The organism is Hylemonella gracilis, assembly GCF_004328645.1.
GTDB classification, from domain to species: Bacteria; Pseudomonadota; Gammaproteobacteria; order Burkholderiales; family Burkholderiaceae_C; genus Hylemonella; species Hylemonella gracilis_B.
Map to the genome: position 1 here is coordinate 728,487 of NZ_CP031395.1, position 15,107 is coordinate 743,593.

The following is a 15,107-nucleotide window of genomic DNA, read 5'->3' on the forward strand; positions in this document are numbered from 1 at the left end:
CCCGCGATGGCATCCACACCGCGGGCTGAAAAGCAGGCCTTGAAACTTCAGATGCGCATGGGCATCACGACGTATTTGAAGTTGGCGTTGTCAGGTATCGTGACCAACGCGGAGCTGTTGGAATCCGACAGCTCAACCCTGACCATTTCCTGGGTCATGTTGCCCAGCACCTCGATCAGGTAAGTGACGTTGAAGCCGATCTCGATGCTGTCGCCGCTGTAGTCGATGTCCAGCTCATCCACGGCTTCTTCCTGTTCAGCATTCGTGGACGCGATGCGCAGGGTGCCCGGTTCGATGTTGAGCCGTACACCCTTGAACTTGTCGCTGGTGAGAATGGCGGCACGTTGCAAGCTGGCCAACAGGGGCTGGCGGCCCAGCACGATGATGTTCTTGTGGTTCTTGGGAATGACGCGGTTGTAGTCGGGAAACTTGCCCTCGACCAGCTTGGTCACGAACTCCATGCCACCAAAACTGAACTTGGCCTGATTGCCCGCGAACTGCATCTCGATGGCACCTTCGTTGTCAGACAGCAGGCGCTGCAGCTCCAGCACAGTCTTGCGCGGCAGGATCACTTCCTGCTTGGGAACTTCCACGTCCAAGGTGGCCGAGGCAAAGGCCAGGCGGTGGCCATCGGTGGCCACCAGGCTGAGCTGCTGACCTTCGGCCACGAACAGGATGCCGTTGAGGTAGTAACGGATGTCATGCACGGCCATGGAGAAGGAGACCTGTGCCAGGAGCTCTTTGAGCGTCTTCTGGGGCACGCTGAATTTGGGACCGAAGTTGGCCGCTTCCTGTACCAGAGGAAAGTCCTCCGCGGGCAGGGACTGCAGCGTGAACTTGCTCTTCCCGCCCTTGAGAATCAGCTTGTTCTGGCTTGATTCAAGGGTGACCGTCTGATCAGAGGGCAAGGTACGCAGGATGTCGATCAGCTTGCGTGCGCCCACGGTCGTGGTGAAGTTGCCGGAATCACCGTCGAATTCGGCAACCGTGCGAATCTGGATTTCCAGATCGCTGGTCGTCAATTGCAAAGCGCTGCCCGACCTGCGCAGCATCACATTGGCCAGGATGGGCAAGGTGTGGCGGCGCTCGACAATGCCCGCGACGGACTGAAGCACGGATAGGACTTTGTCTTGTGATGCCTTCAGGACAATCATGTCAACCTCTTCTTTAATAACTTCCAGAATCTTTATTAAAAATTAGTAGTAGTAGATAGAAGCCAGCTGGTTTCTGTGGACAGCTGCATTTTCTCTTTTTTTATCAAGCACTTGCGTTGTACCCAAGCCTGTGGGACGAAATCTTTTTGCATGGGCACCAGTTTGGACAAGTTCGATCAGTTTCAAAAGTCTGTGGATAAGTCCAAACTTGTCCAAAAATTATCCCCAGGGTTTGCGGTCGTGGCGTGGCGCTGGCTGATTTCTTATCCTTTGAGCGTTTGTTCCAAGACATGGAGCTGCTGGTTCAGTTCGGTCAATTGCTGGCGCTCGCCTGAAATCTTTCGCACGGCATGCAGCACCGTGGTGTGGTCACGTCCACCAAACAACTCGCCAATTTCCGGCAGGCTCTTTTGTGTCAGCTCCTTGGCCAGGTACATGGCGATCTGACGAGGCCGGGCAATCGAGGCCGGGCGCTTCTTGCTGTACATGTCCGCGACTTTGATCTTGTAGTAGTCGGCCACGGTTTTCTGGATGTTTTCCACCGAAATCTGCCGATTCTGGATCGACAGCAGGTCCCGCAGGGCTTCGCGAGCCAACTGAATCGAGACTTCTTTTTGGTTAAAACGGGAATAGGCCAGGATTTTGCGCAAGGCACCTTCCAGCTCCCGCACGTTGGAGCGCACGTTTTTGGCCACGAAAAATGCCACTTCTTCCGGCATGCTCGCGCCTTCGCTCTGAGCCTTGTTGATCAGGATTGCCACGCGCATTTCGAGCTCGGGTGGCTCGATCGCGACGGTCAGACCGGAATCGAAGCGTGAAACCAGGCGCTGATTGATGTCCAGCAGACCCTTGGGATAGGTATCGCTGGTCATCACGATGTGGCTTTTTTTGGTCAGCAGGGCTTCGAAGGCGTTGAAGAACTCTTCCTGCGTGCGGTCCTTGCCGGCGAAGAACTGCACGTCATCGATCAGCAGCAGATCCAGGGAGTGATATTTCTCCTTGAACTCGTCGAAGGTTTTGCGCTGGTAGGCCTTCACCACATCGGTGACAAACCATTCGGCATGTGTGTACAACACCTTGGCACCTGGCTTTTCGGCCAGCAGGCGGTTGCCCACTGCGTGGATCAGGTGGGTCTTGCCCAGGCCGGTGCTGCCATAGATGAACAGCGGGTTGTAGAGCTGTCCGGGAGAACCAGCCACGTGCATGGCGGCGGCTCGTGCCATGCGGTTGGCCGTGCCCTCGACCAGGGTGTCGAAGGTTAACGCGGTGTTCAGTCGGTGTCTGCTTGAGGATGCGGACTGCACCGATCCGATGGTGTATGAGACTTCCTCGACGGGCAGGGCCTCGGGGAGAGACTCCGCCTCGACAAAACCTGCACCCTGGTTTCTGACCGGGTTGGCACTCTCGCGCGGTGCGATGGCCAGTTCCAGTGCGATGGGCTGCCCATAGATGCTCTCAAGCAAGGCGGCGATGCGCTTGCTGTACTGTGCGCGTATCCAGTCCAGCTTGAAGCGGTTGACGACGTACAGCGTCAGGCGGGAGTAATCGTCGGCCAGGCGGGCCGACAAGGGCCGGATCCAGGTGTTGAACTGCTGTTCCGGCAGTTCTTGCGCCAGTTGGTCCACGCATGCCTGCCACAGGCTGTGGCCGACGTCCTGGGTGGAGCCCTGCTGGGCATGGAAGAATCCGTCGCTCATGCGGAAATCGTTCTGTTGTGGATATGTGGCATGAACCGGGGTGTGCGATTGTACCTTGTCAATAATTTATCCACACCGTTGTCCGCGCCGCCATGACGTCCGATGGCCTGTTGCCTGGACGTTGGCCATTTCATTGTCGGGAAAGGAAATTTTTGGGATAATCCAAGGTTTCCCCAAGGTATACATCCCATGAAACGCACATACCAACCTTCCAAGATTCGTCGCGCCCGCACCCACGGTTTTCTGGTTCGCATGAAGACACGTGGCGGCCGTGCCGTCATCAACGCCCGGCGCGCCAAGGGCCGCAAGCGCCTGGCTGTCTGAGTCGCACTTCGCGTTGAAAGCGCGCAGGCTGCGGGCTCAGCCTCAATTCGAGGCCTTGCGCTCCAGCCCTTCCCTGGCTCGCACGGAGCATTTCGTTTTGCACGGCCTGGCCTTGCAACCCTCAGCTGAACACGTGGCTGACCAGATGCCAGCCTTGTTTCCCGGCGAGGGGCCCTGGCTAGGCGCCGTCACGCCCAAGCGCTGGGCCAAACGGGCGGTCACACGCAATCTGATCCGACGCCAGATTTATGGCGTGGGTCAGGCGCATGTGCATGCCTTGCGCATGTCGATGCCTCAATCGGTCTTTCTGGTGCGTTTGAAGACAGCGTATGGGGTGGAGCAGTTTCGCAGCGCCGCGTCCACGGTTTTGCGACAGGCTGTCCGCGCGGAGCTAGAGCGTTTGTTTGCCAGAGCCGCAGGCCTGAAACAAGGCAGGTCGTGATGCTGCGCTTGCCGGCCCGCATGCTGATGGCTCTGGTCCGGGGATACCGCTATTTTTTGAGTCCCTGGCTAGGGTCTGCCTGCCGTTTTGAACCTACCTGTTCCCGCTACGCCCTCGAAGCTCTGGACAGGCATGGGGCGCTCGTCGGCAGCAAGTTGACTATGGGGCGCTTGTTGCGCTGCCATCCCTGGTGTGCCGGCGGCCATGATCCGGTTCCCGAGCAAAAGCTTGGCTTATTCACAGGCTTGTTGAAATCCCTTTCGGAAAAGAAAACGACATGAACGACATCCGCCGCACCATCCTCTGGGTGATTTTCGGCTTTTCCATCGTCCTGCTCTGGGACCAATGGCAGATTCACAATGGGCGTTCGGCAACGTTCTTCCCCTCACCCACCGCCACTGCAAGCAAACCCGTCGAATCCGCCAATCAGTCGTCCGTTTCGGCTGCAAGTGCAGAAGTGCCGCAGGCGCAGCAACGTCCGGCCGCGGGTGCCGAAGGTGGCGTGGCCGCCATCCAAGCGGCGGCCCAAGTGGCATCGTCCTTGCCTCGCGAGCGGGTGTCAGTGTCCACCGATGTACTGAAGCTGACCTTCGACACCGAAGGCGGCTCGCTCGTGCACTCGGAGTTTCTGCGTCATCACGAGTCACATGACGTGCAGGCGCCGGTCGTTCTGTTTGATGAAAGCAAGGACCGCGTTTACCTGTCCCAGACCGGTCTGATCGGTGGCGCCGACCTGCCCACACACAAGACGGTGATGAAGCTGGTGAGCAGCGAGCGCGAACTCAAGGACGGGGTCGACACGCTGACGGTGCAGTTCGAATCGCCAATCTCCGGCGGTGTGCAGCTTCTCAAGACGTACACGCTGAAGCGGGGCAGTTACGCCGTGGATGTGAAGCACGAAGTGCGCAATGTTGGGCAGGACGCAGTCTCGCCCCAGCTCTACCTGCAGCTGGTGCGCGATGGCAACAAGATTCCGGGCGGCTCCTCCTTCTACTCCACCTTCACCGGGCCCGCCGTCTACACCGAAGCCAAGAAATACCACAAGGTCGAATTCGGCGACATCGAAAAAGGCAAGGCTGAATTCGACAAGGAATCGACCAATGGTTACGTGGCCATGGTGCAGCACTACTTTGCCAGCGCCTGGCTGCTGGCCGATGGCGTGCAGCGTGAAATTTTCGTGCGCAAAGTCAGCAACAACCTGTATGCCGTGGGCATGATCGCGCCGTTGCAAGCGCTGGCACCTGGTGCCACACGTGTGCTGGATGCGCGGCTTTTTGTCGGACCGCAGGAAGAAAAGCAGCTGGAAACCCTGGCGCCCGGTTTGGAATTGGTCAAGGATTACGGGTGGCTGACCATCCTGGCCAAGCCCTTGTACTGGCTGCTCGACAAGTTGCACGGTCTATTGCACAACTGGGGCTGGTCCATCGTGGCCCTGGTCGTTTTGCTCAAGGCCGCCTTCTACTGGCTGAACGCCAAGGCTTACGCCAGCATGGCCAAGATGAAGGCCATCGCGCCGCGCATCACCGAGATGCGTGAACGCCTGAAGGACAAGCCGCAGCAGATGCAGCAGGAGATGATGCGCATCTACCGCGAGGAGAAGGTCAACCCGCTGGGTGGCTGCCTGCCCATCATGATTCAGATTCCCGTGTTCATCGCGCTGTACTGGGTCTTGCTGTCCAGTGTCGAAATGCGCAATGCGCCTTGGATCCTGTGGATCAAAGATCTTTCCTCACAAGACCCCTACTACATCCTGCCGTTGGTCATGACCCTGACCACGATGCTGCAGACCGCCCTGAATCCCGCGCCGCCGGACCCCATGCAGGCCAAGCTGATGTGGATCATGCCCCTGGTCTTCAGCGTGATGTTCTTCTTCTTCCCGGCCGGCTTGGTGATGTATTGGGTGACGAACAACGTGTTGTCGATTGCCCAGCAGTGGGTCATCAACAAGCGCATGGGCGTGCCGCCGCAGTTCAACTTGCCGAAATTCAGATAAGCCCCTGGGGCGATGCGCCCTTTCCCCCGTTCATCCGACGGGGGTGGGGAGCGCAGCGCCACGGGCCCGTCCGACCAGGCATGGTCCACGGCGACCGCGGTGCAAGTCTGCCGTGCACAGATGACTGGGTAACATCGAATCATGCTGGCGCGCCATCAGGAATCCATCGTCGCGATTGCCACCGCGCCCGGACGTGGCGCGGTCGGCATCGTGCGAGCCAGTGGACGCGATCTAAGCGCGCTCGTCCACGCGATCTGCGGCAAGGCCTTGATGCCACGCCATGCGACCTACCTGCCCTTGTGTGATGCGAAGGGCGAGGCCATCGACCATGGATTGGTGATCCATTTTCCTGCGCCGCATTCCTACACGGGTGAGGAGGTGTTGGAGCTGCAGGTGCATGGCGGCCCGGTGGTCTTGCAACTGTTGTTGGCACGTTGCCTGGAAGCCTTACCCGGTTCGCGGATCGCCCAGCCTGGGGAATTCACACAAAGGGCATTCCTGAATGGCAAGCTGGACCTGGCCCAAGCCGAAGCGGTTGCCGACCTGATTGACGCCAGCACCGAGGCCGCAGCCCGCAGCGCGGGCCGTTCCTTGGCGGGTGCTTTCTCGCGTGAGATCACCCATCTGCGCGACGCCCTGGTGCATCTGCGCATGCTCGTTGAGGCGACGCTGGATTTTCCCGAGGAGGACATCGACTTCCTGCGCCAGGCCGATGCGCAAGGGCAGCTCTCGCGACTGCGGGCGCAATTGCAGGCGGTTCTGGAGCAGGCACGACAGGGAAGCCTGCTGCGCGAGGGTATCAAGGTGGTGATTGCCGGGCAGCCCAATGCCGGCAAGAGTTCCCTACTCAACGCCCTCGCGGGCGCCGAACTGGCCATCGTCACGCCGATCGCCGGGACCACGCGCGACGTGGTGCAGCAGACCATCCAGATCGAGGGCGTGCCCTTGCACGTGGTGGACACGGCGGGATTGCGGGACAGCCAGGATGAGGTGGAGCGCATCGGCATCGAACGGGCCTGGGCGCAGATCGCGTCAGCCGATGCCGTGCTTTTCCTGCACGACCTGACGCGCCAGACACAGGAGGCCTACCGCGCGGCGGACGACGCCCTGGCCCTGCGCCTGCCTTCGGACGTGCCAATCATCCACATTTGGAACAAGCAGGACCAGGCTCCTGAAGCCGCGACAGCGCCGGGGATTGCTTTGTCCGCCAAAACCGGCGCCGGCTTGGATGTGCTGCGCCAAGCCCTGCTGCACACGGTGGGTTGGCAGAGCGCGCCGGAGGGTTTGTTCCTCGCGAGGGAGCGGCATGTGCAGGCCTTGCGACGCGTGAGCGGACATCTGGACGCAGCCCAGCTGCATCTGGATGAGAAGGCGTTGGCCCTGGATCTCTTGGCCGAGGAGCTGCGTCTCGCGCAAAACGCGCTCAACGAAATCACGGGAGAATTCACCAGTGACGATCTGCTCGGGGTGATCTTCTCGCGATTTTGTATCGGCAAGTGAACCCGAGGTGTTGATCCCCGCGTCGTGTTGCCTGGTACGGGGTGATGACCAGCACCGGCATTGCCTCAATGCCCCGAGAAATCCACCAAGGTGAACAAGGCCAGACCGCCGTCCCGCAGTCGAGTCGAGCCCTGAAGTTCGGGCAGATCGACGATGGCTGCCCCCTCCATCACCTGGGCGCCCAGTTTCTCAAGCAGGCGCTTGCCCGCCATCATGGTGCCACCGGTGGCAATCAGGTCGTCGACCAGCAGCACACGATCGCCTGGACGCACGGCGTCCGTGTGCAGCTCCACTGTGGCGCTGCCGTACTCCAGCTCATAGGTCTCCTCGACCGTGGTGAACGGGAGCTTGCCTTTCTTGCGGATGGGCACAAAGCCCACGCCTAGCTCATACGCCAGCACGGAGCCGATGATGAAACCGCGCGCGTCCAAACCCGCGACCACGTCGGGCCGAAGCCACTTGTCCATGTAGCGGTGGACAAACGTGTCGATCAGCACGCGAAAAACTTTCGGGTCCTGCAGCAGTGGCGTGATGTCTCGGAATTGCACACCAGGCGCCGGCCAGTCGGGCACGGTGCGGATATGGGAGCGGAGGTAAGCGGAGGCGTCCATGGAGACATTATCGGCTCACGGAATCTGGGGGACTGAGATGGCGGCCTGGCAGGCAGTGCCGGATAATCGCGGGATGAACTCCAAAACATTCGATCCCATCCGAACGTTGTCCATCGCACGTGAAGCGCTGGACATAGAGGCCCATGCCGTGGCCGCACTTGCCGTGCGATTGGATGCCCGTTTTGCCGCCGCTGTGCAGTGTGTGCTGACCAGCAGTGGGCGTGTCGTGGTCATGGGCATGGGCAAGAGCGGCCACGTGGGGCGCAAAATCGCGGCCACCTTGGCGTCCACCGGAACGCCAGCCATGTTCGTCCATCCGGCCGAGGCCAGTCATGGTGACTTGGGCATGATTACCGTGAAAGATGTGGTGCTGGGGATCAGCAATAGCGGGGAAAGCGAAGAGTTGACCGTGCTGCTGCCGCTCATCAAACGCATGGGCGTGCCACTGATCGCAATGACTGGACGAGCCACCTCCAACCTGGCCCGTCACGCAGATCATCTGCTCGACACCTCTGTCGAGAAAGAAGCCTGCCCGCACAACCTGGCACCCACGGCCAGCACCACGGCCCAGTTGGCCATGGGAGACGCGCTGGCAATGGCCTTGTTGGATGCGCGCGGGTTCAAGGCGGAAGATTTCGCACGCTCACATCCCGGTGGCGCGCTCGGGCGCAAATTGCTGACGATGGTCAGCGACATCATGCGCAATGAAGACGTCGTGCCCAGGGTTTCCCTGGACGCGGATCTGATGAGCTTGATGCGAGAAATCAGCGTCAAGGGGCTGGGAGCGGGTGCCATCGTGGACGAAGAAAATCGACCAGTGGGAGTCTTCACGGATGGCGACTTGCGCCGTCTGATCGAAAAAGGCGGCGAAATCCGGCAAGCGAAGATTCGCGACGTCATGCATGCCAATCCGCGCACCATTGCTCGTGACGCCTTGGCGGTCGAGGCAGCCAAGCTGATGGAACAGCAGAAGATCACAAGCGTGTTTGTCGTGGACGAAGCCGGGAAGCTCTGCGGAGCGCTCAACGCCAACGATCTGATGCGGGCGAAAGTCATATGAGCGGCGAAGCAGTGCGCCCCGTCCGGACTTTTCCGCCAGAGCTGTTGTTGCGTGCCCAGAACGTCCGGGTGGCGTTCTTTGACGTGGACGGCGTGCTGACCGATGGCGGTTTGTATTTCGGTGAAACGGGTGAGTCGCTCAAGCGCTTTCACACCCTCGATGGTCATGGCATTAAGCTCTTGCAGCATGCCGGCATCACGCCTGCCGTCATCACGGGACGCGACAGCCCAGCATTGCGCGTGCGACTCAAGGCTTTGGGCGTCACGCATGTGCATTTCGGCACGGAAGACAAACGGCCGGCCGCAGAACAGACTTTGCAAGCCTTGGGGTTGAGCTGGAGTCAGGCCGCAGCCATCGGCGACGACTGGCCCGACTTGCCCGTGCTGAGCCGAAGCGCCTTTGCCTGCGCCCCGCTGAACGCGCATGCCGAAGTGCTGGCAAGCGCGCACTACGTCACACGCGTCGCTGGTGGCGCGGGCGCGGCGCGCGAGTTCTGTGACTTGCTTTTGATCGGCAGTGGACGGTATGCGCAACTGCTGGAAAAGGCCTTGCAGTGACGAAGATGGGGGCCGGTCGCCGGTTGCGCCAGGGTTGGGATCGGCTCACGATCTACCTGCCCATGCTGCTGATGCTCTTGTTGGCCCTGGGCACCTACTGGCTGATGCGCAGTGCGCCCCTGTTCGCGACGCCGCGTGCCGAGAAAGAGGTCCGACGTGACCCCGACTATGAAATGAAACGTTTTTCCGTCAAGACCTTTGACCAGGAAGGACGTCTGAAAAGCGAGATCTACGGGGATCAAGCCTGGCACTATCCCCATAACGATGTGCTCGAAATCAGTGGTGTGCAGATGCGCAACTACAACATCGAACGAGGTTATTTCACCCTGGCAACCGCCACGCGGGCCATCACCACTTCACAAGCCAAAGAGGTAGAATTGATCGGCAATGCCCATGTCCTGAGGCCCGCGGTGGTGGACAAACAAGGCCGAGCACTTCCGCGGGTGAGCTTTCGCGGCGAATACCTGCATGCCTTTCTCGACGAGGAACGGGTGTTTTCCAACCAGCCTGTGGAACTGATACACGGAGAAAGCCACATCGAGGCGCAGAACTTGAACTTCAGCAATTACGACCAGGTCATCGAATTGCGTGGTCGGGTCCGGGGAACCCTCCTGCCGAGAGGTCCGGTGTCGGACATACAGGTGTTGCCGTCAACCGCGTCGGAGTAAGCCCCGTCCAACTGGTGCTAGGACAGCAAAAAGGCCCCAGGATTTCCCCAAGGGCCTTGTTGCCAAGACGTCGCCAGCCGCGGAGGTTTTAAATTCCCCCAGCCGGGCTCGCCTCAGAGATCAGTAGCTGCGGCGCCCGCCGCCGCCATTGCCGCCGCGGGGGTTGCCATAGGGGCTGCGGAAGCCACCATCACCGCCGCCATCGCCATAACCACCGCCGCCGCCTTCACGGCGGGGACCGCCGAAACCACCGCCGCCGCTGCGAGGCGGGCGGGGCTCCATTGGCCGGGCTTCATTGACCACCACGTTGCGGCCGCTCAAGGGCTGACCGTTCAAGCCGTTGATGGCGGCCTGTGCCTCGGCATCGCTGCCCATTTCGACGAAGCCGAAACCCTTGGAGCGACCGGTGTCGCGCTCCATCATGACCTTGGCGCTGGTGACGGCACCGAACTGGCCGAAAGCCTGTTCGAGATCATTGTCACGAATCGAATAGGCCAGATTGCCCACGTAAAGTTTGTTGCCCATCTAGGGACTCCTGAAAAACCGATGACAAGCGATGGGGTCCCTGAAACGCAAGCAATTCGTGAGTCGATGCGAATTCGGCAGACTACCGCAATCTTGTGTTGAGCTGCTTAGGTAAACCTCCCTCACCCACACTTTATTATTATCAACTTGGAACCCTAGGGCCGGCAAGAAAACCAAGCCTAGGAGAAACCATAAACCGTTAAAAGTTTGTGTTTCCATGGTAAAGAAACGACGACATCGGGAAAAAGCACAGACGCATTTTCATCATCTGGGCATGATCCGTATGCCAATCCTGCACCTCTGGATGGTTGATAGTCGGCTCTGATGCTTGGGCCGGTTCGGGCTCACAAACTTGCATATACTTGGGAAAGCGCCGATTTGATCCCGATTGCGGGCGCTGGAACCGGAACCATATGGGCTGGTTCCAAAGTTCAGCTAAAGAAGGGGGCTTTCTGTGCATAGAAACCCGGCTCGGCTGAATGCTGTGCCGGGTTTTGTGTTTTCCGACGTTTTCGATGCTGATCGCCCAGTCCCAAACCATGTACTTTGACGCCGCTTTGGCTTTGCAAAGCGGTGCCAGCATCCGCGGCTACAGCCTGAGCTACGAGACCTATGGCCAGCTCAACGCCGATAGATCCAATGCCGTCCTGATTTGCCACGCGCTCAACGCTTCGCACCACGTCGCTGGTGTCTACGCCGGGCAGCCCGGCACCGAAGGATGGTGGGACAACATGATTGGCCCGGGCAAGCCGGTGGATACGGACAAGTTCTTCGTGATCGGCGTCAACAACCTGGGATCCTGCTTCGGCTCGACAGGGCCCATGCACGTGAACCCTGACACTGGCAAGGTCTATGGCGCGGACTTTCCCGTCGTGACGGTCGAAGACTGGGTCAACGCGCAGGCGCGTCTGCTCGACACACTGGGCATCGGCCAATTGGCCGCGGTCATGGGCGGCAGCCTGGGTGGCATGCAGGCCCTGAGCTGGGCCCTCCAATACCCCGATCGCATGCGGCATGCGGTGGTGATCGCCAGTGCGCCGAACCTGAATGCCGAAAACATCGCCTTCAACGAAGTGGCGCGCCGCGCCATCGTGACCGATCCGGACTTTCATGGCGGCCACTTCTACGAACAGGGCGTGATACCCAAGCGAGGCCTGCGGATCGCCCGCATGATTGGGCACATCACTTACCTGAGCGACGATGTGATGAACGAGAAGTTTGGACGCGAACTGCGCGGTGCCGTGGACGGCACCGCCAGGGCGGGTTACCAGTACAGCACGCAGGACATCGAATTCCAGATCGAGAGTTACCTGCGCTACCAGGGCGATAAATTCAGCGACTACTTCGACGCCAACACCTACCTCTTGATCACCCGCGCGCTGGACTATTTCGACCCGGCGCGCCAGCATGGTGGCAAGCTCACAGCGGCTTTGGCCGCGGCGAGTTGTCAATTCCTGCTGGTGAGTTTCTCGACTGACTGGCGTTTTTCACCCGCACGCAGTCGGGAGATCGTCAAGGCCCTGCTCGACAACCGGCGTGACGTCAGCTATGCCGAAATCGATGCCCCGCACGGGCACGATGCTTTCTTGCTGGATGACCCCCGCTACTTGGGCGTGGTGCGGTCTTACTTCGACAACATGGCGAAGGAGCCGCGGACATGAGCGACACACGCATGCTGGAAGCGATCGCCAGCCTGGTTCCACCAGGTTCGCGGGTGCTGGATCTGGGCTGCGGGGACGGCGCGCTGCTGGCCCATTTGCAGGCTGAACGGCGCTGCAGCGGATATGGCGTGGAACTGGATGATGCCAACGTGCAGGCCTGCGTGCGGCGCGGCGTCAACGTCATCCAGTTGAACCTGGATCAGGGCCTGTCGATGTTTGGGGACCAGAGTTTCGACGTGGTGCTGCAGATCGACACCCTGCAGCATCTGCGCAATGCCGAAACCGTGCTGCAGGAGACGGCACGCGTGGGTCGCACTGGCATCGTGGCGTTTCCCAATTTTGCGCATTGGCCGAACCGGCTGAGCGTGCTGGCGGGGCGCATGCCGGTCACCCGTCGCCTGCCCTACCAGTGGTACGACACGCCCAACATCCGTGTCGGTACCCTGTCCGATCTGGAGGTCCTGGCCCATCGGATTGGCTTGCGCATCCAGGACTGCTTTGGCCTGCACCATGGCCGGGTGGTGCGGTGCTGGCCCAACCTGAGGGCTAGCACGGCGGTGTTGAAATTTTCGCGCTGAAGGAATCGAATCCCATGAAGCTCTACAACTTCTTTCGCAGTGGCACCTCGCACCGCCTGCGCATCGCGCTCAACCTCAAAGGGGTGGACACGGAGCAGGTCGGGCTGGACCTGCGCAAGGAGGCGCATCTGAGCGAGGAATTCAAGGCCATCAACCCACAACAGCTGGTACCGGCCATGACCCTGGACGACGGCACGACTTTGATTCAGTCGCCGGCCATCATCGAATGGCTGGAGGAACGCTATCCCCAGCCGCCCCTGCTGCCCCGGGAGCCGGAAGCAAGGGCCCATGTTCGTGCCCTGGCGGCCATCGTGGGTTGCGATATCCACCCCATCAATAATCGGCGCATCCTCGAGTACCTGCGCAAGAACTTCGCCGCCGATGAAGCAGCCATCCTTGCCTGGTGCGGCACCTGGATCAGCGCGGGCTTCGATGCCATGGAGACCCTGCTGGCGGCGGACCAGGGGCGAGGTGCCTTCTGTCATGGCCAAGCGCCGGGGCTGGCCGACGTCTATCTGGTGCCGCAGGTGGAAAGTGCCCGTCGTTTCAAGGTCGACCTGAGCCGCTGGCCCCTGATCAGCGCGATCGATGCGGCTTGCGCGCAGCTGGAGGCCTTCCGGCGTGCCTCACCCGCCGCGCAGGCGGACGCGACTTGAGCGGCTTGCGCTCCAGCTTCTTTGTCACCCGACGGGCCCTCGCCCGCCCTGTCCCCGCTGTGCCATGGGTTTCCCTTGGGTGTACTTCCTGCGTCGCAAGCGCGGGCGTACGATGACACTCTACGCATCCGAGTCCATCTTGAGAAACCGTTGCCATGAACGCTCCCCTGACTTCTCCGGCCCTGGACGCCTTCTTGCCCGCCCAGGCGTTGAAAGACATCGACCAAACCTGGGACCGTGAGATCCTGCCCCAGCTACGGGACTACATCGCGATTCCAGCCAAGTCACCGATGTTCGACCCCCAGTGGGCTGACCACGGGCACATCGACACCGTGGTGCGCAAGGCGGCCGCGTGGGTGGAGGCTCAGAAGATCACCGGCCTGCAACTGGAGATCCTGCGTCTCGAAGGGCGCACCCCGGTGTTGTTCTTCGAGGTGCCGGCCAGCGGCGGCGCACAGGAACAAGATAAAGGCCGTGACCGGTCGCAACGCACGGTGCTGATGTATGGCCACTTGGACAAGCAGCCGGAGTTCAACGGCTGGCGCAATGATCTTGGTCCGTGGACGCCCAAGTACGAGGACGGCAAGCTTTACGGCCGCGGCGGCGCGGACGACGGCTATGCCGTCTACGCCAGCATTGCGGCCATCGCGGCGCTGCAGCACCAGCAACTTCCGCACCCGCGCATCGTCGGCCTGATCGAGACCTGCGAGGAGAGCGGCTCCTACGACCTGTTGCCCTACGTCGACGCGCTTCGAGGCCTGGGGGCAGCGGGCAAGGATCGCCTGGGCGACGTAGGGCTGGTGGTCTGCTTGGACAGTGGCGCGGGCAACTATGAGCAACTGTGGTTGACGACCAGTTTGCGCGGCATGGCCAGCGGCACGCTCAAAGTGGAGATCCTTACCGAAGGCGTGCATTCGGGCGACGCCAGCGGCGTGGTGCCCTCGAGTTTCCGTATCCTGCGCCACGTGCTGGACCGGCTCGAGGACAGTGCCACGGGGCGCCTGCTGCCCGCCCGCCTGCATTGCGAGGTGCCCGCTGAGCGCCAAGTCCAGGCCCGCGCCACAGCGGCCATTCTCGGGGAGGACCTCTACAAGCGCTTTCCCTGGGTGCACTATGACTGCGAGGGCGACACCCGTTTCTCGCTGCCCATGACCACCGATCCCGTGCAGGCCTTGCTGAACCGCACCTGGATGCCGACTCTGAGCGTCACTGGAGCGCAGGGGCTACCCGATCTGCAAAACGCGGGCAACGTGCTCAGGCCCTCGACGGCGTTCAAACTGTCGTTGCGTCTGCCACCGCTGGTGGATGCCGCCGCCGCCGTGCAGGAGGTCAAGGCCTTGCTGGAGGACAACGCGCCCTACCAGGCGCGCGTGACCTTCGAGGGTACGGGTGCGGCGACTGGATGGAATGCGCCCGAAACGGCGCCTTGGTTCGGCCAGGCGCTGGACGAAGCCTCGCGCAATTTTTATGGTGCACCCTGTGGATTCATTGGTCAAGGCGGCACGATTCCGTTGATGAACATGCTTTCCAAGGGCTTTCCACAGGCGCAGATGATGGTTTGCGGCGTGCTGGGCCCGAAAAGCAACGCGCACGGACCCAACGAATTCCTGCACGTGCCCTATGCCCGCCGGCTGACGGCGGCAGTGGCGCAGGTGATTGCCCGCATGCCGTGATGAGTGCC

Annotated in this window: 16 protein-coding genes; 12 read left to right on the plus strand and 4 right to left on the minus strand. The window is 60.9% G+C overall.

All coding sequences use genetic code 11. From position 1 onward, the window contains the following. Positions 1-47 precede the first annotated feature (47 nt). Positions 48-1,154, minus strand: a complete 1,107-nt coding sequence (gene dnaN / locus DW355_RS03565; RefSeq protein WP_131277985.1) for a DNA polymerase III subunit beta — start codon at positions 1,152-1,154, stop codon at positions 48-50. Positions 1,155-1,417: 263 nt separating this feature from the next. After that, positions 1,418-2,851 (minus strand): chromosomal replication initiator protein DnaA, encoded by a 1,434-nt coding sequence (gene dnaA / locus DW355_RS03570; RefSeq protein WP_131277986.1) that lies wholly within the window; start codon positions 2,849-2,851, stop codon positions 1,418-1,420. A gap of 189 nt (positions 2,852-3,040) precedes the next feature. On the opposite strand from dnaA, the gene rpmH reads away from it, so the two are divergent. The 5 genes from rpmH to mnmE all read left to right on the plus strand — a co-directional run bounded on the left by rpmH (position 3,041) and on the right by mnmE (position 7,110). After that, positions 3,041-3,175 (plus strand): 50S ribosomal protein L34, encoded by a 135-nt coding sequence (rpmH, locus tag DW355_RS03575; RefSeq protein WP_006299042.1) that lies wholly within the window; start codon positions 3,041-3,043, stop codon positions 3,173-3,175. Between the two features lie 13 nt (positions 3,176-3,188). Beyond that, on the plus strand, positions 3,189-3,617 hold the full coding sequence (locus tag DW355_RS03580; RefSeq protein ID WP_131277987.1) for a ribonuclease P protein component: 429 nt from the start codon (positions 3,189-3,191) through the stop codon (positions 3,615-3,617). An 8-nt stretch (positions 3,618-3,625) separates the two neighbouring features. Continuing rightward, on the plus strand, positions 3,626-3,898 hold the full coding sequence (gene yidD, locus DW355_RS03585; RefSeq protein WP_207388112.1) for a membrane protein insertion efficiency factor YidD: 273 nt from the start codon (positions 3,626-3,628) through the stop codon (positions 3,896-3,898). Then, complete coding sequence (gene yidC, locus DW355_RS03590; RefSeq protein WP_131277989.1) at positions 3,895-5,610, plus strand: membrane protein insertase YidC; 1,716 nt, start codon at positions 3,895-3,897, stop codon at positions 5,608-5,610. The genes yidD and yidC overlap by 4 nt, the downstream gene beginning before the upstream one ends. A gap of 141 nt (positions 5,611-5,751) precedes the next feature. Continuing rightward, positions 5,752-7,110: a tRNA uridine-5-carboxymethylaminomethyl(34) synthesis GTPase MnmE gene (gene mnmE / locus DW355_RS03595; protein ID WP_131277990.1), complete on the plus strand. Its 1,359-nt coding sequence runs from the start codon at positions 5,752-5,754 to the stop codon at positions 7,108-7,110. A gap of 65 nt (positions 7,111-7,175) precedes the next feature. Here the strand turns inward: mnmE and DW355_RS03600 are convergent, their stop codons facing one another. Beyond that, the gene (locus DW355_RS03600) at positions 7,176-7,721 is read right to left on the minus strand and encodes an adenine phosphoribosyltransferase (RefSeq protein WP_131277991.1); all 546 of its coding nucleotides are present in this window, start codon (positions 7,719-7,721) and stop codon (positions 7,176-7,178) included. A 73-nt stretch (positions 7,722-7,794) separates the two neighbouring features. Here DW355_RS03600 and DW355_RS03605 point away from each other — a divergent pair, with 73 nt between their 5' ends. From DW355_RS03605 to lptC, 3 genes are read left to right on the plus strand one after another with little or no spacing between them, the layout of a single operon-like run. Then, on the plus strand, positions 7,795-8,781 hold the full coding sequence (locus tag DW355_RS03605; protein WP_131282251.1) for a KpsF/GutQ family sugar-phosphate isomerase: 987 nt from the start codon (positions 7,795-7,797) through the stop codon (positions 8,779-8,781). Then, positions 8,778-9,338, plus strand: coding sequence for a KdsC family phosphatase (locus DW355_RS03610; RefSeq protein ID WP_131277992.1), 561 nt, complete (start codon positions 8,778-8,780; stop codon positions 9,336-9,338). The genes DW355_RS03605 and DW355_RS03610 overlap by 4 nt, the downstream gene beginning before the upstream one ends. Before the next feature lie 5 nt (positions 9,339-9,343). Next, the gene (gene lptC, locus DW355_RS03615) at positions 9,344-10,006 is read left to right on the plus strand and encodes an LPS export ABC transporter periplasmic protein LptC (protein WP_131282254.1); all 663 of its coding nucleotides are present in this window, start codon (positions 9,344-9,346) and stop codon (positions 10,004-10,006) included. Between the two features lie 120 nt (positions 10,007-10,126). On the opposite strand, the gene DW355_RS03620 is transcribed toward lptC, so the two are convergent. Beyond that, the gene (locus tag DW355_RS03620; RefSeq protein WP_131277993.1) at positions 10,127-10,531 is read right to left on the minus strand and encodes an RNA recognition motif domain-containing protein; all 405 of its coding nucleotides are present in this window, start codon (positions 10,529-10,531) and stop codon (positions 10,127-10,129) included. Positions 10,532-11,046: 515 nt separating this feature from the next. On the opposite strand from DW355_RS03620, the gene metX reads away from it, so the two are divergent. From metX to DW355_RS03640, 4 genes are all read left to right on the plus strand, one after another. Continuing rightward, positions 11,047-12,192 (plus strand): homoserine O-succinyltransferase MetX, encoded by a 1,146-nt coding sequence (gene metX, locus DW355_RS03625; protein ID WP_131277994.1) that lies wholly within the window; start codon positions 11,047-11,049, stop codon positions 12,190-12,192. Next, a complete protein-coding gene (gene metW, locus DW355_RS03630) occupies positions 12,189-12,770 on the plus strand; it encodes a methionine biosynthesis protein MetW (RefSeq protein WP_131277995.1) in 582 nt (193 codons plus the stop codon). Before metX ends, metW begins: the two co-directional genes overlap by 4 nt. A 14-nt stretch (positions 12,771-12,784) precedes the next feature. After that, positions 12,785-13,426 (plus strand): maleylacetoacetate isomerase, encoded by a 642-nt coding sequence (gene maiA, locus DW355_RS03635; RefSeq protein WP_131277996.1) that lies wholly within the window; start codon positions 12,785-12,787, stop codon positions 13,424-13,426. Positions 13,427-13,581: 155 nt separating this feature from the next. Further along, positions 13,582-15,099, plus strand: coding sequence for a M20 family metallopeptidase (locus DW355_RS03640; protein ID WP_131277997.1), 1,518 nt, complete (start codon positions 13,582-13,584; stop codon positions 15,097-15,099). The last annotated feature ends 8 nt before the right edge of the window (positions 15,100-15,107 follow it).